Origin of the sequence: Nocardioides coralli (assembly GCF_019880385.1) — a bacterium.
In the GTDB taxonomy this organism is placed as follows: domain Bacteria; phylum Actinomycetota; class Actinomycetes; order Propionibacteriales; family Nocardioidaceae; genus Nocardioides; species Nocardioides coralli.
The window spans coordinates 1,788,619-1,811,170 of the sequence record NZ_CP082273.1; the positions used below are offsets into that span (position 1 = coordinate 1,788,619).

Here is a 22,552-nt window from a genome sequence, read left to right on the forward strand (position 1 = left end):
GATGGGAATCCTCGACGGCAAGAAGATCCTGGTCGCGGGCGTGACCATGGACACCTCGATCGGCTTCGCGGTGGCGCGGGTCGCCCAGGAGCAGGGGGCGACGGTCCTCATCTCCAACTTCGGGCGTGCCCTCGGCATCACCCGCCGCATCGCCAAGCGACTGCCCGTCGAACCGCCGGTGCTCGAGCTGGACGTCACCGACGACGACCACCTCGCCGGGCTCGAGGCGGCCGTGCGGGAGCACGTCGACGGACTCGACGGAGTGGTCCACTCGATCGCCTACGGCAACCCGGAGACGCTGCTCGGCGGCAAGTTCCTCGACGGGCCGTGGCCCGACGTGGCCCAGGCCGTCCAGGTCTCGGCGTACTCCCTCAAGGCGCTGGCGGTCGCCTGCCGGCCGCTGATGAGCGGCGGCGGCTCGATCGTCGGCATGACCTTCGACGCCACCCAGGCCTGGCCCGCCTACGACTGGATGGGTGTGGCGAAGGCCGGGCTCGAGTCGACCTCGCGCTACCTCGCCCGTGACCTGGGGCCGGAGGGCATCCGCTGCAACCTCGTCTCAGCCGGGCCGCTCAAGACGCTCGCGGCGAAGGCGATCCCCGGCTTCGAGGGCCTCGAGTCGTTGTGGAAGGACCGGGCTCCCCTGGGGTGGGACGAGACCGACCACCTGCCCACAGCGCGGGCGGTCTGCGCGCTGCTGTCGGACTTCTTCCCCGCGACCACCGGCGAGATCGTCCACGTCGACGGCGGCTTCCACGCGATGGGGGCCTGACCCCGCGGAGCCGATAGCGTCGGGTCGTGACCTCACTCGTCGAGCTCCGCGTCCTCGAGGGACCGAACCTGTACTTCCCCCGGGCGGCCGTCAAGCTGACGCTCGACATCACCGGGCTCGCGTCGGTGCCGACCGAGGTCGCCGCGCGCTTCGCCCGCCGGATCGGCCTGGCGCAGTCGCGTCCGGGTGAGCCGGACACCGGCTTCCGCCAGCGGTTCGCGGCGCGGGCGGTCGCCCGCCTGGTGCGCACCATCGCCGTCGAAAGCGGTACGACGCGGCTGGCGGTCCGGGTGCGGCCCACCAGCGACCCCCACCGGCTCGTCGTCGCCTACCCGTGGCGCCACCGCGAGCGCGCGCAGGAGATGGGGCGGGCGGTCGCCGCGGTGCTGGACCGGGTCACCGACGACGACATCGACGCGGCCGTGGCCCGGGCGGCCGAGGCCGTCGCCGGCGTGGCCCTGGGCGAGGGGCCACGCACGATCACCCCGCAGGTCCCGGTGGTCGCCGTGACCGGCACCAACGGCAAGACCACGACGAGCCGGCTCGTGGCCCACATCGCCCGGACGGACGGCCGGGTGGTCGGCTGGTCCAGCACCGACGGCATCTACGTCGACGGCGAGCTCGTGGAGGCGGGGGACTACTCGGGCCCCAGCGGGGCCGGGCGAGTGCTCGCCCATCCGGAGGTCCAGCTCGCGGTCACCGAGACCGCCCGCGGCGGCATCCTGCTCCGGGGCATCGGGGTGTCGCGCAACGACGTCTCGGTCGTCACCAACGTCTCCGCCGACCACCTCGGCCTCCACGGCATCGACACGCTCGACCAGCTGGCGGAGGTCAAGGGCGTGGTCCCGAGGATCACCCGCAGGGACGGATGGGCCGTCCTCAACGCCGAGGACCCCCGGGTGCTCGGCATGCGGTCGTCGATCCGGGCCCGACCGTGGGTCTTCTCGCGTGACCCGGACGCGCCGGCGATCCGCGAGACGCTGGCCGCCGGCGGCCGAGCCACGACGGTGATCGACGGCTGGATCGCCGTGCTCGAGCCGGGCGCCGACCCCGACCCGCTCGTCGAGCTCGCCGACGTCCCCATGACCCTCGCGGGCCTGTCACGCTTCAACGTCGAGAACGCCCTGGCAGCAGCGTCGGCCGCCCTCGGCGTCGGCATCCCGCGCGACCAGGTCGTCGCCGGGCTGCGCAGCTTCCGCACCGATGCCGAGCACAACCCCGGCCGCATGAACGTCTTCTCCCTCGGTGCGGTGACCGTCGTGGTCGACCTCGCCCACAACGAGGCCGGGCTGGAGGCGCTGCTCGAGGTCATGGCCGGCGTACGCCGCCCGGGCTCGCGGCTGCTGCTCGGGCTGGGGGCGGTCGGCGACCGCCAGGACGAGCTGATCGAGCGGCTGGGAGAGATCGGCGCGATGGGCAGCGACATCGTGGCGATCGGCCACAAGCAGCACTACCTGCGCGGGCGCACGACCGAGGAGCTCGAGGCGCTGCTGCGCGCGGGCGCCGAGCGCGTGGGCGTCGCCGACGTCCCCGCCCATGCGACCGAGGTCGAGGCGCTGGCTGCCCTCGTGGCGCAGGCGGAGGCAGGCGACGTCGTGGGCCTGATGTGCCACGCGGAGCGGGAGGCCGTCTACGACTGGATCGCGGCCCAGGGCGGCACGTCCGACACCCCGGAGGTGCTGGCCGAGAAGGTCCGCCGCGCTCGTGGCTGACACCCCCGAGGTCCTGGTCGCGCGCGAGAAGCATCGCCGGCACCGACTGGCGGCCGGGGGAGTGGTGGCCGGCGCGCCCGTGACCTGGTCGGGCGACCCCGACGACGCGTTCCAGATCGGCTCGGTGACCAAGGTCTTCACCAGCCTGCTCCTCGCGACGTACGTCGAGGACGGCTCACTCCGGCTGGACCAGCCGGTCGGTCAGCTGCTGCCCGACCTGACCGGGCCCGTCACCTTGGCGACGCTCGAGCAGCTGGCGACGCACACCTCGGGGCTGCCGCGGATCCCCCGGGACCTCTGGTCACGCGCCCTGCGGCGCCACCCCGATCCCTACGCCGACATCGACCACCACGCGCTGCTCCGGGCGCTGGCGAGCACCCGCGCCACGCCCTCGTCGCGCCCGCGCTACTCCAACCTCGGGGTGGGGCTGCTGGGGCACGCCCTGACCGCCTGGGCCGGCGCGGACCTCGACACGCTGCTCCGCACCCGGGTCACCGGGCCGCTCGGGATGACGAGCACCGGGTGCGCGCCCGGCGGCCCGGTCGGCCGGCGGCGCCGGGGGAGACCTCACCCGGTCGCCTGGCGGTTCGACGCCCTCGCCGGAGCGGGAGCGCTGTGGTCGACCCTCGCCGACCTCCAGCGGTTCGCGGCCTCGCAGCTCGACCCGCCTCCGGGACGGCTGGGTGCAGCGATCCGGCTCACCCACCAGGTGCGGGTGCCCGGCCGCCGCATCGACCAGTGCCTGGGCTGGCTCCGCCTGCACGGGCGCGGGGGCGCGCTTCTCTGGCACAACGGCGGCACCGCCGGCTACCGGTCGTTCGTCGGGGTGCAGCCGCAGGACGGCGTCGCGGTGGTCGTCCTCGCCGACGACGACCGTTCCGTCGACGGGCTCGGGCTGGGGCTGGCGCGGGGCCTGGCGGGGGACTGACCGCACCGGGCCCAACGGCCCCGGGAGTCAGTCGAGGGGGCACTCCGTGCGGTTGCTGTCGTGGTCGAGCCACCCGGCGAGGGCCAGCATCGTCGCCCGGTCGCCGTTGGTGAAGGCCACGTTCACGGCGTTGACCAGGCCCGGCCTGCCACCCTCCCCGAACCCGGTGTGGCTCCACGGGTAGTCCACGTCGTCGTGCGCCGCGTTGAGCCAGGCGGCCGCCGCTGCCCGGGCCAGCGTGCGCTCGGCGCCCTCGACTCCCCGGCCACCGCGAGCCCGCAGCGCCTCCAGCATGGTCAGGCGCGCGACGCGGCCCCCGGCGCCGTCGAAGACGGCGCCGAAGGAGTGCTGCGGTGCGATCTGCTGCCACGCGTCCCGGTGGTGCTTCCAGTAGGCGTGCGTGCAGCCGACCACACGCTTCCTCGCCGTCTGGGCCGGCGGCGCCAGGACCAGGGTGGCGATCACGACGATGACCGCCGTGAGCAGGCTGGCGGCACTTGCCACGAGGACCCCCCTCTCGCTGCGGCTGCGCGGACGGCGGAACGCGCTGCATCCCGCGCGCCAGTCATCCGAGGGTCTCGCCCGGCGCGGGGACGGGCATCCCGCATATGCGGCATACGCGCGGTCGCGCGGGCCGGGCACCGCGACCCGTCCCGGGCGTAGGCTGGCCCGATGGCCGTCGTCGGTGGCGAGGGCTGGGCCCTGCACCACGAGGAGCACGGGACCGGGGACCCGATCCTGGGCATCCACGGGAGCCCCAGTGCCGCGGTGTTCTGGTCCGAGGCCGCCCAGGAGCTCGGCCGGCTCGGGCGGGTCATCCTCTACGACCGCCGCGGCTACCTGCGCAGCGAGATCACCCCGGCGCCGCCCCCCTGTGACCTGGCCGACCAGGTCGCCGACGCGGCGGCCCTGCTGACTGCCCTGGCGGACTCACCGGCCGTGGTGATCGGCCGCAGCACGGGAGGGCTGATCGCACTCGCGCTGGCGATCGAGCACCCCGAGCTCGTGCGCGCACTCGTGCTGCTCGAGCCGGCGGTCCTCGCGGTGGACGACGGCGCTCGGACCTGGGCCGTCGGCGTACGCCGGGCGGTGCTGGCTGCGGCCGACCGCGACCCGTCCGACGCCGCCCGGGCGATGTTCGACCACGCGCTGGGCCCCCAGCTGTGGCGCGGGTTGCCGCAGGAGGCGCGCGACTTGTTCACCGCGGGCAGCCCCGCCCTCCTGGCGGAGCTCCGCGGTCACGGGCTGGACCTCAGCGCCGACCCCTTCCAGCCCACCGACGAGCAGCTGGCGTCGGTGCGCGTCCCTGCGCTCGTGGTCTCGGGTGCCGACTCCGCCCGGGAGCTGCACGCCGTGAACGCACGGCTCGTGGCAGGCCTGCCCGGCGCACGGCGCGAGGTGGTGCCCGGCGGGCACCTCATCGACCCCGCACACCCCGTCGTCCGGGAGTTCGTCGCGGAGGTCCTCGGGACTCAGCCGTCGGCGGGGGGCGCGTAGTCGGGGTCGCCGGCGGGGTACTCCGCGCCGGCGCCGGCACCCGCGTAGGCCTGGTTGGACCAGTTCTCCAGCTCGCTCATGACCTCACCGTGCTTGTCGACGCAGACCACCAGCAGGTCGCCCTTGTTGGCACGGTTCATCGCGTGCCGGATCGCGTCGATCTCCTCGAGGACGACCTCGACCTGCTTGCAGCGGGCGCCGGCGGCCACTGCCCGCTCCACTCCCTCGCGGACCAGCTCGGCGACCTCGCCGCGCTCCCGCCCGCGCAGCGCCTCGTCCTCGCGCACGATCACCACGTCGAAGTGCTGGGCCGCGACCTCGCCGAGCTCGCGCATGTCCTCGTCACGGCGGTCTCCTGCCGTGGAGACGATGCCGATCCGGGAGGGACGGGCCAGGTCGTGGCTGGAGGAGAGGGAGTCGCCGACGCGGTCGACGAAGTCGCCCAGCATCCGCATCCCCGGCGCGTTGTGGCAGTAGTCGACGATGACGTTGACGCCGTTGACCTCGACCTCGTTGAGGCGACCGGGGGAGAGGTAGTAGTTGGTGGAGAAGCTGCGCAGCCCCTGTCGGATGTCGTGCAACGGCGCCCCGGCCGCGAAGGCCGCCGCGGCCGCGGCGAGAGTGTTCTGCACGTTCATGCGGGCGCGGCCCCCGAAGGTCGCCGGGAGCAGGTGGGTCCAGGCCAGCTGCATCTCGCGACGTCCGTGCTTGACGACGATCATCTCGCCGCGGTCGGAGGGGTTGAGCACGAGGGCCTTGCCCCCGCGACGGCAGTGGGCGTCGATCAGGTCACGCGCCTCGCTGCCCGGCTCCTCCATCGAGAACCAGACCACCTCACCGCTGCACCGGCGGCGCATCTCCCGCACCAGCGGGTCGTCGGCGTTGAGCACGGCCGCGCCGGTGCGCGGCACCGCCTCGACGATGACCGCCTTGACGTCGGCCAGCTGCTCCACCGTGTCGATCCCGCGCATCCCGAGGTGGTCGGGCTGCACGTTGAGCACCACGGCCACGTCGTTGCGCTCGTAGCCGATGCCCTCGCGCAGGATGCCGCCCCGCGCGACCTCGAAGACCGCGAAGTCGACCCGCGGGTTCTGCAGGACCATCCGGGCCGAGCGTGGGCCGGAGGCGTCGGCCCGGATGACCAGCCGCTCGTCGATGACCACGCCGTCGGTGGAGGTCATGCCGACCTTGCGGCCCATGCCCTTGAAGATGTGGGAGATCATCCGCGAGGTCGTGGTCTTGCCGTTGGTGCCGGTGACGGCCACGATCGGGATCCGGGAGGGCGCCCCGGGCGGGAAGAGCATGTCGACGACCGGCTTCGCGATGAACTGGGGCTCCCCGATCGTCGGGTGCGTGTGCATCCGGAACCCGGGGGCGGCGTTGACCTCGCAGATCGCGCCGCCGGTCTCGCGGACGGGTTCGGTGATGTCGGGGCAGATGAAGTCGATGCCGGCGATGTCGAGCCCGATCATGCGGGCCGCCTCCTCGGCGATCTCGACGTTCTCCGGGTGGGCCTCGAAGGTGCGGTCGATGGAGATGCCACCGGTCGACATGTTGCCGGTGAGGGCGAGCTTGACCATCTCCCCCTCGTCGGGGACCGAGTCGAGCTTGTGACCCTGCGAGGCCAGCACCTCCTCGGCCGCCGCGTCGAGCTTGATCCGGGTGAGGACCTTCTCGTGGCCCACGCCCCGTCGCGGGTCGGCGTTCGTCAGGTCGACGAGCTGCTCCACGGTCGACGTCCCGTCGCCCACGACGTGGGCCGGCACACGCTCGGCGATCGCGACCATCCGGCCGTCGATGATGAGGCAGCGGTAGTCCTTGCCGGTGATGAACGACTCGACGATGACGTAGCCCCGGCGCGACTGCGCGTGTGCGACCGGGAACGCCTCGCGGACGGCGGCCTCGTCGGTCAGGTCGAGGCACACCCCGCGCCCGTGGTTGCCGTCCAGCGGCTTCACCACGACGGGGTAGCCGACACGGGCCGCCGCGGCCACGGCCCGGTCGGCCGAGGTCACCGTCTCCTGCCGGGGGACGGGGAGGCCGGCGGCACCGAGCAGCTTGGTGGTCAGGTCCTTGTCGGAGGCCACGTCGACCGCGATCGACGAGGTCGCCGAGGTCATCGTGGCCCGGATGCGCTTGGCGTGCACGCCCTGTCCCAGCTGGACCAGCGAGTGCTGGTTGAGCCGGAGCCACGGGATGTCGCGCGAGACCGCCTCGTCGACGATCGCCTGGGTGGAGGGCCCGAACGCGGTGCGCTCGGCACGCTTGATGAACGATTCGAGCTCGGTGTCCCAGTCGAACTCCGGGTCGCCCTCCACGAGGTGGTTGACCAGCCGGACGGCGAGGCGCCCGGCGGCGAGGCCGACCTGCTCGTCGACGTACCCGTAGATGACGTTGTAGACGCCCTCGCGACCCTTCACGGAGCGGGTCTTGCCGCGCCGGATGTCATGGCCCACGACCTGCTGCAGGGCCAGGGCACAGTGCTCGGCCACGTGCCCGAGCCAGGTCCCCTCGTGGAGCCGCTCGACGAAGCCGCCGCGCCGACCCCGTGAGCAGGAGTGCTCGCGCAGGCCGGGGAGCATCTGCACCAGGTGGTCGGTGAAGTCGGGCAGCGTGTTGGTGGGGAACCTCTCCAGGACACCCAGGTCGACCACCAGGTGGATCGCCTTCTCGTACGACCAGACGTTCGCCCCCCGGTAGACCCGCGTCTCGAGGATCGTGAGGTCGGGAGTCGGGCGTTCGCTCATCGGGAGTCTCCGTCCTGGTGGTGGGCGTTCTGCTGGCGCGTCCGGGCAAGGCGGCGGCGCAGCGTGGCGGGAGAGGCGTCGGCGGCGGCGATGTCCCGGGCCATCCGCCGCATGTCGAGCTGGGCGGCGGCGAGCTCGGCGGCGTCCTCGGCGTCGACGGCAGGCTCGCGGGGCACGAGGGAGCGGTCGTCGAGGTCGAACACGGCCCCCGCCGGCAGCACGTGCATCACCACCCCGCTCGCGAGCAGCGCGCTCGACCGCTTCGCCTCGTAGGCGTTGGTGACGATGCGCGAGGGGTCGAGGACGGTCACGGCGCCCTTGCCGAGGACCCGCATGACCTGCCGACCCTCCTCCTCGGTCACGACCGCGGCCGTGTCCTCGTCGACACCGATGCCCAGCAGCTGCGGGGACTGGGCCACGATCATGAGCAGCCGCCCGTAGCGGTTCCGCTGCTCGAAGTGCTGGTCGACCACGGCCGACCCGAGCAGGCCGAGACCGGCGGCGACCTGGGTCATCCGCTGCTTGGGCGTCGCGCCGGGTCCGCCGAAGGCCACCATGTGGGAGGACTGGATGCTCGCACCGGCCGAGGTGCCGGCGACCACGACGCCCCGCCGGTGCGCCTGGACGATCGCGTCGCCCACAGGCGTGCCGCAGATCACGGCGGAGAGCTTGAGCTGGTTGCCGCCCGTCATGAAGATCCCGGTGGCGTCCGCGACCCGGTCGACGAGCTCGGGGTCACCGGCCTCGTCGCGGGACTCCGGCCTCACGGGGACCACCTCGGCCGCTCCCAGCGTGCGGAACACGGCGTCGTAGACCTCGACCACCTCGTCGCCGAGCGAGGAGGCCGTGGGGATCACGGCGATCCGGGCGTCCGGGCCGCCACTGGCCCGGACGAACTCGCGCAGGATGCCGCGGCCGCGGAGCTTGTCCTCGGCGCCACCGATGATCATGAGGGGTCCGCTCGGCATGACAGGGAGGCTAGCGGCTGGGACAGTGGGCGGGTGCAGCAGCCGCGTCACCTGGTCCTCGTCCGCCACGCCAGGGCCGAGCAGTCGGGCCGGACCGATGCCGAGCGGACCCTGACCGAGGAGGGGGACGCCGCTGCCCGCGAGCGAGGGGCCGAGCTGGCCGCCGAGGGTCTGGTCCCCGACCACGCCCTCGTCTCCGCAGCCGTGCGAGCGGTCCAGACGTGGGAGGCACTCGCGGCCGGCGCCGGGTGGGAGCTCGGCGCCGAGACATCGCGCAGCCTCTACACCGCCGAGCCGGAGACCGCGCTCGACCTGCTCGGCGAGCTGCCCGCCCAGACCTCGACCGTGGTGGTGGTCGGCCACAACCCCACCATGGCCTCGCTGGCGCAGACCCTCGACGACGGCAGGGGCGACCCGGACGCCGGCGCGGCGCTGCTCGCCGCCGGCTTCCCGCCGGGCGCCGCGGCGGTCTTCGCCTACGACGGCGCCTGGGCCGACGTCGCGCCCGGGTCCGCGCGGCTGGTGGCCTACCGCTCCTGACGGGCGTCCGGCAGCGGCGGTGAGGGTGTGACGATCCCGGCCTCGGCGTCGGCGGCCTCGATCTCCTCGCGGGAGATGCCGAGCAGGTACATGATCGCGTCGAGGTAGGGGACGTTCACCGACGTGTCGGCTGCCTCGCGGACCACCGGCTTGGCGTTGTAGGCGATGCCGAGACCGGCGGCGTTGAGCATGTCGAGGTCGTTGGCGCCGTCGCCGATGGCGATCACCGTCTCCACCGGGACGCCGACCGCCTCGGCGAACTCGCGCAGCGCGACCGCCTTGCCGGCCCGGTCGACCACGTCGCCCACGATCCGGCCCGTGAGGCGGCCGTCGACGACCTCCAGCTCGTTGGCGCGGGCGTAGTGGACGCCCAGGCTCTCGGCGAGCCGGTCGGTGATCTGGCTGAACCCGCCGGAGACCAGCGCGAAGCGGTAGCCGAGACGTCGCAGGGTACGCACCATCGTGCGGGCGCCCGGGGCCAGGACGAGGGCGTCGTAGACATCGTCGAGGGCCGACGCCGGCAGCCCCTTGAGGAGGGCGACGCGTTCGCGCAGCGACTCCTCGAAGTCGACCTCGCCGGCCATCGCCGACTCGGTGACCCTGGCGACCTCTCGCGCCTGGCCGGCACGCTCCGCGAGCATCTCGATCACCTCGCCCTGGACCAGGGTGGAGTCCACGTCGAGCACGACGAGGCGCATCGACCGGCGCAGCAGGTTGGCGGGCTGTACGGCGATGTCGATCTCCTGGGCAGCCGCTTCCGTGGCGAGCAGGGTGCGCAGCCGCTCAGGATCGGCGCCGGAGACGTGGAGGTCGATCGCTGTCACCGGGTAGCGGGCCATCCGCTCGATCCGGTCGATGTTGGCGCCGCAGTCGGCGATCCGCCCCGCCACGGCAGCCATGTGGGACGCCTTGAGCGGGGTGCCCAGGACGGTGACGTGGGAGCGGCCCTGCTGCCGTGGCTTGTTGTCCCCGACGCCGCGCTCCACCTCCACGGCCATGTCGAGGGACGCAGCGGTCTCCTGCACCGCCGCGCCGAGCTTCGTCGAGTCGCGGGGGGCGGTCACGAGGACCCCGAGGATCAGGCGTCCCCGGAGGACGATCTGCTCGACGTCGAGGACCTCGACCCCGGCGCCCTGCAGGGTCCTGAAGACGGTGGAGGTCACGCCGGGCCGGTCCTTGCCGGTGAGCGTGATCAGCAGCGTCCTGGGCAGGTCCTCGTCCATGTCGGGTCGAGGCTAACCCCTGGGCCCCCGCGACCCGCTGACCGACCACGGGCCGGGCGTCGTCAACGGCAGGAGCTGCCGGCGCACGTCCGGTAGGACGCGAGGAGCGACGCGAGCCGGTCGCGGACCTCCGCGGTCTCGGGACTGGACCACACGTTGGTCAGCTCGTAGGGATCCGTCTCGAGGTCGTAGAGCTCGTCCGGCGACGTCGCCTTGGTCCGGTCGACGTACTTCCACCGGCCGTCGACGACGCCCTGGTAGAGCCACGGGGGCGGGACGGTCTGGGACTTCACGGCAGTCGCCTCGAGCAGCACCCCGGCTCGGGTCGAGGACCCCGGAGCGTCGATCAGCGGCCGCAGGTCGATGCCGTCGACGCTCGCGGGCACCGGCAGTCCCGCGGCGGCCAGCACCGTGGGCACGAGGTCCACCTGAGCCGCCACGTCGGGCACGACGGTGCCCGGGTTGATCCCGGGTCCCCGCACCAGGAACGGGACGTGGTTGGCGACCTCGTACGGCGCCGTCTTGCCACCCGGGATCCGGTGCTCCCCGAGCATCAGGCCGTTGTCGGACGTGAAGACGACGTAGGTCTGGTCGAGCTCACCCGAGTCCGCCAGTGCCGTCAGCACCGTCGCCACCGCGTCGTCGACGGAGAGGCTGGCCTCGAGCCGTTGCTGGAGGTGCTCGGTGATGCCGAGGATCTGCTGCGGCGTCAGCGGCGGTGGTCGGATGGGCTTGTCCGAGACGTCGGCCTCGTCGAACGAGGGGTCGGTGTTGGTGGCGTGCGCGTAGCGGTCCCGGTAGTCCGGCTTGACGTAGGGGCTCGGGAAGCCCACCACGTCGTCGGGGTCGCGCGGCAGCCCGTCGTGTGGGGCGACGAGCGCGGTGAGCAGGAAGAAGGGCTCGCTCCCGGGAGCGTTGCGGGCGATGAAGTCGGCCGCGAGCGCAGCCATGGTGTCGGTCTGGTAGCCCGGGAGGTCGAGGTTGGTCCCGGAAACGCCCTGGTGGAGGAACCAGCGCGGGTTGGTGAAGCTGTGCACCTGTCGCGGCGCCATCCACTCGTCCCACCCCGGGGGGCGGTAGTGCGGTGGGTTGCCGTTCAGGTATTTGCCGATGAACCCGGTGCGGTGGGTGGGGGTGAGCCAGGTCGCGAGGGTCGGGTCGTCGTCGAACGTGCTGAAGCCGCCGGTCGGCGCCTTGTTGCTCAGCACGCCGTGGTTGTGCGCGTACTGGCCGGTGAGGAGCGTGGCGCGAGCCGGGCAGCAGAGCGGGAACGGCGCGTAGAAGCGCGAGAACGTCGCGCCGGCGTCCCCGATACCTGCCTGCGTCCGCGGCATTGCGGCCAGGTCGTCGAGCCGCCCGTCGTCGACGAGCACGACGACCACGTTGGGTGGGTCCTGCGTGCTCGGCGCCTCCTCGACGGCCCGGGCCGAGGTCGGACCCGTGCTCGTCGCCGCGACCGCGCCGAGGGTGAGCAGTGCCCCGGTCACCACTGACCGGGTGGTTCGTCGAACGACTCGTGGCACGACCCGCCTCCCCCGTCCTTCTTGCCGGACCGGCGTGCGCCTCCTCCCACGGTGAGGCTCTCGGGGGCGGCTGGCAATCCCCAAATAGACGTAGGTCGGGCGGCCGCGCCTCAGTCGGCGGGCCAGGCCTCGCTCGAGCACGCGGCGACCAGCGCCCGGCGCGCGGACCGCTCCAGGGGGACCAGCGCCGCCCGGCGACGGCTCGCCTCGTCCACGGAGAGCGCCCCACCGTCGTCGTCCAGGCCGAGGTCGACGACGAGGAGGGCGGAGGCCGCCCGGGAAGCAAGCGCGACACAGCGCGCCGGGACCCCCGGCGGGCCGTCCGGGTCCGGGCGGTTGCGGGCCATGAGCAGGTCCGCGACCTCGGGCCGCCACCGCGCGACGTCGAGAGCGGCCAGCTCGTCGGCGGCACGCAGGGTCTCGGCTCGCAGCTCCCGGTCCGCCTCTCCGACGTCGGGAAGCTGACGATGCGACGCCGGCCGCACGTGCCAGGTGACCACCTCGGGCCCGGCCTCGGGCACGAGGGCGAGCCCGGCCTCCGCGCAGACCATCGCCTCGCCCAGCTCGAGGGCCAGGTCGTTGAGCTCGGCCGGTCCGCCCAGGCCGAGTGGGTCGCCGGCGACGGGCAGGGCGATGCCGCAGCCGGTCGCTCCTGCCACCCGGAGCAGCCCCAGCGTGCCCACCAGCGACTCGCCGTCGGGACCCTGGTGCAGCCGGCCGTCGGCCGCGACCGCGTCGAGGACGAGGTCGGTGGCGACCAGGCCGCGCAGCCACGCCGTGCCCCACCAGGCGAGCCGGGCGGAGAGCGGCAGCGAGGAGGTCACGGCGCGCGAGGATACGCCGCGCCCGCCCTCGGACCGGTGGATAGGGTGACGCCCATGTCAGCCGTCCTCGAGTTCGCCGGTGTCACCGTGCGCCGCGGGGACGCCGTGCTCCTCGACTCCGTCGACTGGCGGGTGTGCGCGGACGAGCGGTGGGTGGTCCTCGGACCGAACGGTGCCGGCAAGACCACCCTGCTCCAGGTCGCGTCCGCCCAGATCCACCCGTCCGGGGGCGTCGCGGGGATCCTCGACGAGGTCCTCGGCACCGTCGACGTCTTCGAGCTCCGGCCACGCGTGGGCCTCACCAGTGCCGCGCTCGCCGAGCGGCTGCCGCGCGACGAGCGGGTGCACGACGTGGTGGTCTCCGCGTCGTACGCCGTCGTCGGCCGCTGGCGCGAGACCTACGACGACCTCGACCACCAGCGCGCCCGGGACCTGCTCGTCGAGGTCGGGGTGAGCCACCTGGCCGACCGGACCTTCGGCACCCTCAGCGAGGGCGAGCGGAAGCGGGTGCAGATCGCTCGCGCGCTCATGGCCGACCCGGAGCTGCTGCTGCTCGACGAGCCGGCGGCCGGGCTGGACCTGGGGGGCCGGGAGGACCTGGTCAACACGATGTCCGTGCTCGCCTCGGACCCCGCTGCGCCGGCGACGGTCCTCGTGTCCCACCACGTCGAGGAGATCCCGCCGGGCTTCACCCACGCGCTGCTGCTCCGCGCCGGGTCCGTGGTGGCTGCCGGTCCGATGGCCGACGTCGTCACCGAGGCCAACCTGGCCCTGACCTTCGGCATGCCGCTGGTCGTGCGCCGCGAGGGCGGCCGCTACACCGCGCGCCGCCGTACACGCCGCCACGCGGGCTGAAAGGGGCCCCTCCGCATCCGGCCCCCTTATAGGCTGACGGCATGGAGTGGATCCGCGAGTACGCGACCGAGGCCTGGCTCGGTCTCGCGATCCTGCTCGGCGTGGCCGAGATGTTCAGCCTCGACCTGGTCCTGATCATGCTGGCGGCCGGCGCCGCGGGCGGGCTGGTCACGAGCCTCTTCACCGAGCTGGTCCTCGTGCAGTTCCTGGTGGCGATCGCGGTGTCCGTGGGGATGCTCGCGATCGTGCGGCCGGGCCTGGCGCGGCGCCTCCACACGGGCCCGGAGCTCCGGATCGGCCACACCCGGCTGATCGGGACGCAGGGCACGGTGACCCGGGCGGTGACGGCGATGGACCCGGGGGAGATCAAGGCCTCGGGTGAGATCTGGACCGCCAAGCCCTACGACGAGACCCTGACGATCGAGGCGGGGGAGACCGTGGACATCCTCGAGATCCGCGGCGCCACCGCCTACGTCCACCCGGTGCCGCGGCTCGAGCTCTGAGCCCGAGCGCACAGCCGAGAAGAGGAGAGTCATGCCCGTCCTGCTCATCGTGATGGCACTGGTCGCGCTGTTCGCGATCGTGCTGCTCGCGAAGACCGTCAAGATCATCCCGCAGGCCCGTGCCGGCGTCGTCGAGCGCTTCGGCAAGTACCAGCAGACGCTGGATGCCGGCCTGAAGCTGATCGTCCCCTTCATCGACCGGGTGCGCTACCTGATCGACCTGCGTGAGCAGGTCGTCAGCTTCCCGCCCCAGCCGGTGATCACCGAGGACAACCTCACGGTCTCGATCGACACCGTCATCTACTTCCAGGTCACCGACCCGGTGTCGGCGACCTACGAGATCGCCAACTACATCCAGGCCGTCGAGCAGCTCACCATGACGACGCTGCGCAACATCGTCGGCGGCATGGACCTCGAGCAGACCCTGACCAGCCGCGAGGAGATCAACGTCGGCCTGCGTGGGGTGCTCGACGAGGCCACCGGCAAGTGGGGCATCAAGGTCAACCGGGTGGAGATCAAGGGGATCGACCCGCCGCCGTCCATCAAGGACGCCATGGAGAAGCAGATGCGGGCCGACCGCGACAAGCGCGCCATGATCCTGAGCGCCGAGGGTGAGCGGCAGTCCGCGATCCTCACCGCGGAGGGCAACAAGCAGTCCGCCATCCTGAACGCCGAGGGCGATCGGGAGTCGCAGATCCTGCGCGCCCAGGCCGACCGGGAGGCCTCGATCCTGCGTGCCCAGGGTGAGGGCCAGGCCATCCAGACCGTCTTCCAGGCGATCCACGACGGGCAGCCCGACCAGAAGCTGCTCGCCTACCAGTACCTCCAGATGATGCCCAAGATCGCCGAGGGCGACGCCAACAAGGTGTGGGTCATCCCGTCCGAGATCACCAAGGCCCTGGAGGGCCTCGGTTCCTCGATCCACGAGATCGCCGGCATCCCGCAGGACGCGACGCCCCGCAAGCGGGTCGACATGGGCCCGTCCGAGCCCCAGCTGGCGGCCTCGATCGCCGAGGGTCACAGCGAGGCGAGCAAGGCCGTGCAGGAGGCGATCGCCGCCGCCGAGAGCGCTGCCAACCCCGGGTCGAGCGCCAAGTCGGCACCGACGGCCGACGAGGGCCCGGCGCCGGAGGAGCCGCCCTCGGAGTGACCGTCGCCGAGGCGGTGGTGGTCCTGCTCGCCGGGGTCGCCGCCGGGACCATCAACACCGTGGTGGGGTCGGGAACGCTGATCACGTTCCCGACCCTGCTGGCGTTCGGCGTCCCACCGGTCACGGCCAACGTGTCCAACAACGTGGGCCTGGTGCCGGGGTCGGTCTCGGGGGCGATCGGCTACCGGGCGGAGCTCCGGGGCCAGCGTGAGCGGCTGCTGCGGCTCGGCTCGGCCTCCCTCGTCGGGGGTACGGCGGGCGCGGTGCTGCTGCTCGTGCTGCCCTCGGCCGCCTTCGACGCCATCGTCCCGGGGCTCATCGGGCTCGGGGTGGTGCTCGTCGTCCTCGGCCCGACCGTGGCCCGGAGGGTCGCCGAGCGTGCGGCGCTCAACGGCGGCCTCCCTGAGCACGGCGCTGCCTGGGTGTGGCCGGCCGTGGCGCTGGCCGGCGTCTACGGCGGCTACTTCGGTGCCGCGCAGGGCGTCCTGCTGATGGCGGTCCTCGGGATCGGGGTGACCGACACCCTGCAGCGGCACAACGCGACCAAGAACGTGCTCGCGGGCATCGTGAACGCTGTCGCAGCCGTCGTCTTCGTCGTCGCCGCCGACGTCGACTGGGCACTCGCGGCACTCATCGGCGCGGGTGCGGTGGTGGGGGGCCAGCTTGGGGCGACCGTGGGGCGACGGCTGCCTCCGTCGGTGCTGCGCGGCGTCATCGTGGTGGTCGGGGTCACCGCCATCGTGGCGTTCGTGGCCGGCTGAGTCCGGCGTCCGTCAGTCGCCGGCCGTGTAGGTGGCGACCCACCGCTCGATCTCGTCGTAGACGACCCCCCGGGGTCCGGGCCGGGAGAGGACCACGTCGTGCCGGGCACCCGGCACGGCCACGTAGGTCACGTGCGGGCCGACCGAGGACGCCCAACGGCGGATGTGGGGCACCTCCAGCACGATGTCGTGGCTGTGGACGTCGTCGCCCATCTCCAGCGGGGCGGCGGTCGCGCCGGAGGAGAGCACCAGCACCGGGCACGGGACGGACAGTCCGCGGTGGAGCTCGGCGTGGCCGCGCCGGACGGCCCGCAGCCAGCCGGCTCTGACCGGGAAGGACTCCACGGGCTTCCAGGTGAGGTCGAAGTCCCACTCGCCGTCGTGGTCCCGGTGGAGGCTGCGGGTGTAGAAGCCGGTGACCTCGCGGGGGATCTCCCGCATCGGCGAGCGACGGCCGACCTGCTCGAGCATCAGCCGTGCGGCGCGCGTGCGCAGCCACGCCTTTCCCTGGAGGTCGAGCCAGGGCGAGTTGAGCACCATGCCGGCGAGCTCCGCCGGTCGACGGTGGTGCGCCCAGAGCGCCGTCGTGAGTCCGCCGGTCGAGTGGGCCGACATGACGACCGACGGGTGGTCGTCACGCTCGACGATGCGCCACCAGGCCAGGTCGAGCTCGGCGAAGTAGTCGTGGAGGTCGGTGATGTACGTCGGGGTCTGGTGCGGTCGCAGCGAGCGGCCGTACTTGCGGAGGTCGAGGGCGTAGAAGTCGTAGCCGCGGTCGAGCCACCACGCGGCGTACTCGGTCTGGAAGAAGTAGTCGGCGAAGCCGTGCACGTGGAGGACGGCGCGACCCGTGTGGTGGGGGGCCGGGTGGTGCACCAGCGTCGCCACGACCGGGCCCTCGTCGTCGGGGGGCAGGCCGATCGTCTCGGCGGTCCACGGCTCCCCGAGGACGTCGGGGCGGGTCTCTGCACGGCCGACAGGCATGCGCGGATTCTGCCAGTCACGTGACGGTGCGGCGGACCGATGTCGCCCACGTGCATCGATCCGCCGCACCTGACCCGCGCCCGGTCCCCGCCTCCCACGTCAGCGGGGACCGGGGTCAGCCGGTGGCCCACACACCGGCTGACCGGAGGGCGGTCCGGCGAGCCTCGCCGTCCTCCTGGCCCGTCAGGTCAGGTCGGGTCGCCGACGTTGAGGACGCCGATGACCCGGCCCTCCCCGTCGACGCGTACTCCCAACCCGGCCCAGCGGGCACGTCTCTTCAACAGCACTGCGCGATGGCTGGGGGAGCCCAGCCACGCCCTCACGGCCATGGCAGGTGTGAGGCCACTGCCACGGACCAACGTCTCTCCGGTCCACGCCAGTCGGCACCGAGCCAGCGTCGTGCGCTGGTCGCGGTGGACGAGGTGTCCGGTCCGCACGATGCGACTGGCCCAGCGTTCCGCGATGCCGTCGACGCAGCCGCCCCGCCGCTGGATGCGGGGCAACCCGTGCCGGGCGCGGGCCCGGTTGATGCGTGCGACGACCCGCTTCTCGAAGCGTTCCGGCTCGACCGTGGCCTCGGCCTTGCCGGAGTGGGGTCCAGGAGCGGCGTTCGCCGACAGGGTGGTGGTCGCCCCCAGCACGACGGCCAGGACCACGGCCAGGACGGCGGTGGTGACCAGTCGGGCGACGGGGGGCATCGCAGCTCATTTCCGGCCGGCGGGCGCGGCCTGGTGGGCGGGGGCCGCGGGGGGAGCGACCCCGGTGGTGGCCGACGGTTCCGTCGGCCACCGGGAGGGGTGTCGAAGTGGATCCGGTGCGTAACCGGGGTGTTGCGTTGGTAACGCTGGGGGGCGTCACAGGAACAGTTTGGTAACAACGCGGGGTCGACGGCAATAGTCACCTCGGGTCATTTGCGGACGCCCCGACCGGGCGGTTCCCCCGGGGTCGATCGGACCCGCCGGGATAATGCAGGCACCATGAACGACGACGTCCGATCCCGGAGAGCAGGTGGCGTGCTCACGCTGCTGCTGGCGCTCGCCGGCGCCGCCCTGGTCGTCGTCGGGGTGGTGGCCTGGACGGGACCGGCCGAGCGGGAGGCGCCCGCCGCGGCCACGACGCCCACGGTCGGAGCCGAGGGGGGTGCCGTGGTCCCCCGCGAGCAGCGCGTGCCGCGGGAGCCCGGTGCGCCCGAGGAGCTCGTGCTGCCGAGGCTCGGGGTGAGGGCGCCGGTCGTCCCGGTCGCGGCCCCGGGCGGCGTCCTGACGCCGCCGGCGGACGCCCAGGTCCTCGGCTGGTGGGCCGACGGAGCAGAGCCGGGTGCGGACCGAGGCTCGGCGCTGGTGACCGGCCACACCGTGAGCTCCGGGGGAGGGGCGCTCGACGACCTCGAGGAGCTCGAGGCAGGCGACCGGGTGTGGCTGCGCAACGAGGGCGGCCGCGTGGACTACGAGGTGCGCAGCACGGTCGTGCTCGGCAAGGGAGAGCTGGCGCGACGCGCGGCCACGCTCTTCGACCAGGAGGTCGACGGCCGACTGGTCCTCATCACGTGCGAGGACTGGAACGGCGAGGAGTACCTCAGCAACGTCGTCGTGACCGCGACGCCGATCGCCTGAGCCCGCGGGGCGCAGTCGTCAGTGCTCGTAGGTGCCGTGGATGACGGCTCGCGCCAGCGTCTTGAACGCGAGGTTGAAGCTCATGACGGCGTTGGAGGCGTCGGCGTCGATGCCCAGCGACTCCTCCCCGACCGCGTGCACGACGAAGTAGTAGCGGTGCGGCTGGTCGTTCGGCGGCGGGGCTGCCCCCATGAACTCGGCGCCGCCGCCGTCGTTGCGCAGCATGAAGGCGCCCTCCGGCAGCGTGCCGCCGGCCGAGCCTGCGCCGCCGTCCAGCGAGGTGGTGCCCGCCGGGATGTCGACGACCGCCCAGTGCCAGAAGCCGCTCGGGGTGGGGGCGTCCGGGTCGAAGCAGGTGACGACGTAGGACTTCGTGTCCTCCGGTGCGCCGGACCACGACAGCTGGGGGGAGCGGTTGCCCTCGGCCGCGACCTGGTCGCCCTTGAGCGGCTGACCGTCGATGACGTCGTCGCTGGTCACGGTGAAGGACGGCCGCGGCGGCAGCAGGTCGTAGGGGTTGGGGGAGACCGGTCGCTGGATGGTGGTGTCCACACTCATGACACCGACCCTAGCGAGCGCCCGACTCGGGGAGAATGACGTGCGTGACCCCCGTCGCCGACCACCCTCCGTACCCGGTGGGCCTCCGCCTGACCGGGCGACGAGTGCTGGTGGTCGGGGGTGGGCACGTCGCACAGCGCCGGGTGCCGGCGCTGCTGGCGGCGGGGGCCGACGTGGTCGTGGTGTCCCCCGTGGTGACGCCCGCCCTGGAGGGGATGGCCCACGAGGTGACCCTCGTCCTGCGCGAGTTCGAGGACGCCGACCTCGAGGGCGCCTGGTACGTCGTGGCGGCGACCGACGACCCCGACGTCAACGCCCGCGTGCTCGCGGGCGCCGACGAGCGGCGGATCTTCTGCGTCCGCAGCGACGACGCCCGCGAGGCCTCGGCGTGGACGGCCGCGTCGGGCCGCCACGGCAGCGTGACGGTCGCCGTGCTGGGCAACCGGGAGCCGCGCCAGTCCGCCGCCCTGCGCGACGCCATCGTCAACGCCCTCGGCGACGGCACGCTCCCGACGTCCGGGGCTCTCGACCGGTCGCCGGGCGTGGTGCTGGTCGGCGGGGGGCCCGGGGACCCCGAGCTGGTCTCGGTGGCCGCCCGGCACGCCCTGGCCTCGGCCGACGTCGTGGTGGCCGACCGTCTCGCCCCCCGCGAGCTGCTCGACGGCCTCGGTCCCCACGTCGAGCTGGTCGACGTGGCCAAGCTCCCGCGCGGCCGCTCGGCCCTGCAGGAGGAGATCAACCGGCTGCTGGTCGACCGGGCGCGGGCCGGGAAACGGGTGGTGCGGTTCAAGGGAGGCGACAGCTTCGTGTTCGGGCGCGGCTACGAGGAGGTGCAGGCGTGCCGCGAGCACGGCGTCCCCGTCACCGTGGTCCCCGGGCTGCCCAGCCCCATCGGGGTGCCGGCCGTCGCCGGCATCCCCGTCACCCACCGGGGTGTCGCCCACGGCTTCACGGTCCTCTCCGGGCACCTGCCGCCGGGACATCCCGACTCGTTGGTCAACTGGCAGGCCGCGGCCTCCATCGAGGGCACGCTGCTGCTCATGATGGCCGTGGAGAACGCGCCCGCGATCGCCGAGGCGCTGGTGGCCCACGGCCGCAAGCCCGACACCCCTGTGGCCGTGGTCTGCGACGGGACGATGCCCGCCGAGCGCACCGTGCTGGCCACCCTGGGGACCCTGCCGGACGTGCTGGTTGCCGAGCGGGTCCGACCGCCGGCGATCATCGTGGTGGGTGAGGTCGTCGCGGTGGCCCACCCCGCGGCGTTCGGGGGGCCGTGAGTGGCGACGCTCATCGAGGTCGCCGATCCCGCCGACCCGCGGCTGGGCGACTACCGCGACCTGCGCGACGTCCAGCTCCGCCAGCACCTGGTGGCCGAGCGGGGGCTGTTCCTGGCCGAGGGCGAGAAGGTGGTGCGCCGCGCCCTCGAGGCCGGCTTCGCCGCCCGCTCCTTCCTCATGGCACCCCGCTGGCTGGACGGGCTCGCCGACGTGCTGGGCACGACCGACGCGCCCTGCTACGTCGTCCCGGAGGCACTGGCCGAGCAGGTGACCGGGTTCCACGTCCACCGCGGGGCGCTGGCCGCGCTGCACCGCCGGCCCCTGCCCGAGGTCGCGGACGTGCTGGCCGGCGCCCGGTCGGTGCTGGTGCTCGAGGACCTGGTCGACCACACCAACGTCGGCGCGGTCTTCCGGTCGGGAGCGGCCCTGGGCTTCGAGGGCGTGCTGCTGTCCCCGCGCTGCGCCGACCCGCTCTACCGTCGCGCGATCAAGGTCGGCATGGGCGCGGTCTTCAGCACCCCGTGGACGCGACTCCCGGACTGGTACGACGCCCTCCCGGACCTGTCGGCGCGCGGCTGGACCACCGTGGCGCTCACCCTGGCCGACGACGCCGTGGCGATCGAGGACGCGGTGGCCGGGGTCGACCGGATCGCGCTGGTCCTGGGGTCCGAGGGCCACGGCCTGTCGAAGCGGTGGGAGGAGACCGCGGACCGCCGCGCGGTGATCCCGATGCGGGCCGGGATCGACTCCCTCAACGTGGCGGCCGCCTCGGCGGTCGCGTGCTACGTGGCGGCTCGTCGGTAGGCTCAGGGCCATGAGTGACGTCTCGGGAGCTCGACCGGCCGACTCGCCCTACCACCGCCGGCTGCCCATCGGGGAACGCCTGCCGGCCGACCCGCTCGTCGACGACCCGCTGTCGAGCTTCGAGGCAGCGACGCTCCGGCCCCTCGAGCCCATGCTGGTGCCGGAGGCGCCGCGTGCCGGGGCCGTGGACCGCGCGGAGTGCGGTCTGTGCCGGCCGTCCGAGCACACGATCTGGCACGACGCCCACTGGCAGGTCCGGGCCGGCTGGGACCGGATGGGCCTGCCATTCGTCGGGGGCATCGCCCCGCGCCGCCACGTCAGGCTCGAGGACGCCGAGCCGGAGCTGCTCGCGGGGCTCGGGCCGCTCCTCCAACGCCTGAGTGCTGCGGTGAAGTCGATCCCGGGGGTGGCCCGGTGCCACTTCTCGCGCTGGGGTGACGGGGCGGAGCACTTCCACCTCTGGGCGCTCGCGCGTCCCGCGGGGATGATGCAGGGGCGGGGTCCCATGCTCGCCTTCTGGGACGACGTGCTGCCGGCGATGCCCAAGGAGATGGTCCACGACCACCTGCGGGTCGTGGCCGAGTCGCTGGCCGCACGCGGCGGCCACGCCTTCCCGGTCGTGGATCAGGCCGGCCACTCCGGCGGGTAGTCCTCCGCTGCCTTCGCCGACTCCTTCTCCAGCCGCTTGCGCAGCTTGGTCGGGATGCGGTCGCCGAAGACCGTTCCCTGCGTGTGGTCGGTCTCGTGCTGGAGGCACCGGGCGAGCAGGCCGTCGCCGCTGAAGGACACGGGCTCGCCGTCGAGGCCGGTCCCGGTCACCGTCGCCTGGTCGGGACGTCCGCACTCGACGAACGCGCCCGGCAGCGACAGGCAGCCCTCGTCGCTGACGTCGAGCTGGCGGGCACCCACGTCGGGCAGGGTCAGCTCGGGGTTGCACACGACGCCGACCGTGCGGCGGTGGTTGTCGTCCGGGCAGTCGAACACGAACACCGCCCGGTCGACCCCGATCTGGCACGCCGCCAGTCCCACGCCGTCGGCGGCGTACATCGTGGCCACCATGTCGGCGACCAGGGTCCGCAGCTCCTCGTCGTACGCCGTCACCCGCTGCTGGGGCCGGTGCATCACAGCGGTGCCCCACCGGGTGATCGGCCGGACCGTCCCGCCGTCGGGGAGCGGGCCGTGGGGGGCGTGCACCGTCGGGTCGGAGCCGGGATCCTCAGGCATGCGGGCATCGTAGGTGGTGGCCCGCACCGGTGTGGCAGGGGACACGGACGCACCTGTAGCCCGATGTGTAACTCGGAGTTACATTGGCG

General features: G+C 73.4%; 23 protein-coding genes. 13 read left to right on the forward strand and 10 right to left on the reverse strand.

Translation table 11 applies throughout. The features are described 5' to 3' along the window. The first annotated feature begins 1 nt into the window (after position 1). Genes fabI through K6T13_RS08770 form a run of 3 tightly spaced genes read left to right on the forward strand, consistent with a single transcriptional unit; the run spans position 2 to position 3,412 of the window. Positions 2-772 carry an enoyl-ACP reductase FabI gene (gene fabI, locus K6T13_RS08760; RefSeq protein WP_222894217.1) on the forward strand — a complete coding sequence of 257 codons (771 nt, stop codon included), beginning with the start codon at positions 2-4 and terminating at the stop codon, positions 770-772. A gap of 26 nt (positions 773-798) precedes the next feature. Then, positions 799-2,484 (forward strand): Mur ligase family protein, encoded by a 1,686-nt coding sequence (locus K6T13_RS08765; protein WP_222894218.1) that lies wholly within the window; start codon positions 799-801, stop codon positions 2,482-2,484. After that, entirely contained in the window at positions 2,477-3,412 is a 936-nt protein-coding gene (locus tag K6T13_RS08770; protein WP_222894219.1) for a serine hydrolase domain-containing protein, read from the forward strand. The genes K6T13_RS08765 and K6T13_RS08770 overlap by 8 nt, the downstream gene beginning before the upstream one ends. Positions 3,413-3,439: 27 nt before the next feature. On the opposite strand, the gene K6T13_RS08775 is transcribed toward K6T13_RS08770, so the two are convergent. Beyond that, a complete protein-coding gene (locus K6T13_RS08775) occupies positions 3,440-3,916 on the reverse strand; it encodes a hypothetical protein (RefSeq protein WP_222894220.1) in 477 nt (158 codons plus the stop codon). Positions 3,917-4,084: 168 nt separating this feature from the next. Between K6T13_RS08775 and K6T13_RS08780 the strand changes: the two genes are divergently transcribed. Beyond that, the gene (locus K6T13_RS08780; RefSeq protein WP_222894221.1) at positions 4,085-4,909 is read left to right on the forward strand and encodes an alpha/beta fold hydrolase; all 825 of its coding nucleotides are present in this window, start codon (positions 4,085-4,087) and stop codon (positions 4,907-4,909) included. On the opposite strand, the gene cphA is transcribed toward K6T13_RS08780, so the two are convergent. Both cphA and K6T13_RS08790 read right to left on the reverse strand, forming a co-directional pair. Then, positions 4,885-7,656 (reverse strand): cyanophycin synthetase, encoded by a 2,772-nt coding sequence (cphA, locus tag K6T13_RS08785; protein ID WP_222894222.1) that lies wholly within the window; start codon positions 7,654-7,656, stop codon positions 4,885-4,887. The genes K6T13_RS08780 and cphA overlap by 25 nt on opposite strands. Next, positions 7,653-8,624, reverse strand: a complete 972-nt coding sequence (locus K6T13_RS08790; RefSeq protein WP_222894223.1) for a cyanophycinase — start codon at positions 8,622-8,624, stop codon at positions 7,653-7,655. Before K6T13_RS08790 ends, cphA begins: the two co-directional genes overlap by 4 nt. 33 nt (positions 8,625-8,657) lie before the next feature. Between K6T13_RS08790 and K6T13_RS08795 the strand changes: the two genes are divergently transcribed. Beyond that, positions 8,658-9,164 carry a SixA phosphatase family protein gene (locus K6T13_RS08795; protein WP_222894224.1) on the forward strand — a complete coding sequence of 169 codons (507 nt, stop codon included), beginning with the start codon at positions 8,658-8,660 and terminating at the stop codon, positions 9,162-9,164. Here the strand turns inward: K6T13_RS08795 and serB are convergent. From serB to K6T13_RS08810, 3 genes are all read right to left on the reverse strand, one after another. Then, on the reverse strand, positions 9,152-10,387 hold the full coding sequence (gene serB / locus K6T13_RS08800; RefSeq protein ID WP_222894225.1) for a phosphoserine phosphatase SerB: 1,236 nt from the start codon (positions 10,385-10,387) through the stop codon (positions 9,152-9,154). The genes K6T13_RS08795 and serB overlap by 13 nt on opposite strands. A 62-nt stretch (positions 10,388-10,449) precedes the next feature. Further along, positions 10,450-11,874: a sulfatase family protein gene (locus tag K6T13_RS08805; protein ID WP_222894226.1), complete on the reverse strand. Its 1,425-nt coding sequence runs from the start codon at positions 11,872-11,874 to the stop codon at positions 10,450-10,452. 146 nt (positions 11,875-12,020) lie between these two features. After that, the gene (locus tag K6T13_RS08810; protein ID WP_222894227.1) at positions 12,021-12,734 is read right to left on the reverse strand and encodes a hypothetical protein; all 714 of its coding nucleotides are present in this window, start codon (positions 12,732-12,734) and stop codon (positions 12,021-12,023) included. Positions 12,735-12,788: 54 nt separating this feature from the next. Here K6T13_RS08810 and K6T13_RS08815 point away from each other — a divergent pair, with 54 nt between their 5' ends. The 4 genes from K6T13_RS08815 to K6T13_RS08830 are packed head-to-tail and all read left to right on the forward strand — an operon-like array spanning position 12,789 to position 16,003. Next, positions 12,789-13,589 carry an ABC transporter ATP-binding protein gene (locus tag K6T13_RS08815; RefSeq protein ID WP_222894228.1) on the forward strand — a complete coding sequence of 267 codons (801 nt, stop codon included), beginning with the start codon at positions 12,789-12,791 and terminating at the stop codon, positions 13,587-13,589. 41 nt (positions 13,590-13,630) lie between these two features. Next, entirely contained in the window at positions 13,631-14,092 is a 462-nt protein-coding gene (locus K6T13_RS08820) for an NfeD family protein (RefSeq protein ID WP_222894229.1), read from the forward strand. Positions 14,093-14,123: 31 nt separating this feature from the next. Next, positions 14,124-15,242 (forward strand): SPFH domain-containing protein, encoded by a 1,119-nt coding sequence (locus K6T13_RS08825; protein WP_222894230.1) that lies wholly within the window; start codon positions 14,124-14,126, stop codon positions 15,240-15,242. Beyond that, a complete protein-coding gene (locus K6T13_RS08830) occupies positions 15,239-16,003 on the forward strand; it encodes a sulfite exporter TauE/SafE family protein (protein WP_222894231.1) in 765 nt (254 codons plus the stop codon). The genes K6T13_RS08825 and K6T13_RS08830 overlap by 4 nt, the downstream gene beginning before the upstream one ends. A gap of 12 nt (positions 16,004-16,015) precedes the next feature. Here the strand turns inward: K6T13_RS08830 and K6T13_RS08835 are convergent, their stop codons facing one another. Together K6T13_RS08835 and K6T13_RS08840 are read right to left on the reverse strand one after the other, a co-directional pair. After that, entirely contained in the window at positions 16,016-16,987 is a 972-nt protein-coding gene (locus K6T13_RS08835) for an alpha/beta hydrolase (RefSeq protein WP_222894232.1), read from the reverse strand. Between the two features lie 188 nt (positions 16,988-17,175). After that, positions 17,176-17,685, reverse strand: coding sequence for a CAP domain-containing protein (locus K6T13_RS08840; protein ID WP_222894233.1), 510 nt, complete (start codon positions 17,683-17,685; stop codon positions 17,176-17,178). 279 nt (positions 17,686-17,964) lie between these two features. On the opposite strand from K6T13_RS08840, the gene K6T13_RS08845 reads away from it, so the two are divergent. Further along, the gene (locus K6T13_RS08845) at positions 17,965-18,600 is read left to right on the forward strand and encodes a class F sortase (RefSeq protein ID WP_222894234.1); all 636 of its coding nucleotides are present in this window, start codon (positions 17,965-17,967) and stop codon (positions 18,598-18,600) included. An 18-nt stretch (positions 18,601-18,618) separates the two neighbouring features. Here K6T13_RS08845 and K6T13_RS08850 read toward each other — a convergent pair whose 3' ends face one another. Beyond that, positions 18,619-19,158 carry a YbhB/YbcL family Raf kinase inhibitor-like protein gene (locus tag K6T13_RS08850; RefSeq protein ID WP_222894235.1) on the reverse strand — a complete coding sequence of 180 codons (540 nt, stop codon included), beginning with the start codon at positions 19,156-19,158 and terminating at the stop codon, positions 18,619-18,621. A 44-nt stretch (positions 19,159-19,202) separates the two neighbouring features. Between K6T13_RS08850 and cobA the strand changes: the two genes are divergently transcribed. Genes cobA through K6T13_RS08865 form a run of 3 tightly spaced genes read left to right on the forward strand, consistent with a single transcriptional unit; the run spans position 19,203 to position 21,888 of the window. After that, positions 19,203-20,435 carry a uroporphyrinogen-III C-methyltransferase gene (cobA, locus tag K6T13_RS08855; RefSeq protein ID WP_249423685.1) on the forward strand — a complete coding sequence of 411 codons (1,233 nt, stop codon included), beginning with the start codon at positions 19,203-19,205 and terminating at the stop codon, positions 20,433-20,435. Then, positions 20,436-21,239, forward strand: a complete 804-nt coding sequence (locus K6T13_RS08860; protein WP_222894237.1) for a TrmH family RNA methyltransferase — start codon at positions 20,436-20,438, stop codon at positions 21,237-21,239. 10 nt (positions 21,240-21,249) lie between these two features. Next, positions 21,250-21,888 (forward strand): hypothetical protein, encoded by a 639-nt coding sequence (locus K6T13_RS08865; RefSeq protein ID WP_222894238.1) that lies wholly within the window; start codon positions 21,250-21,252, stop codon positions 21,886-21,888. Here K6T13_RS08865 and def read toward each other — a convergent pair. Next, positions 21,864-22,463 (reverse strand): peptide deformylase, encoded by a 600-nt coding sequence (gene def / locus K6T13_RS08870; protein WP_222894239.1) that lies wholly within the window; start codon positions 22,461-22,463, stop codon positions 21,864-21,866. The two genes, K6T13_RS08865 and def, sit on opposite strands and share 25 nt — an antisense overlap. Between the last annotated feature and the right edge of the window lie 89 nt (positions 22,464-22,552).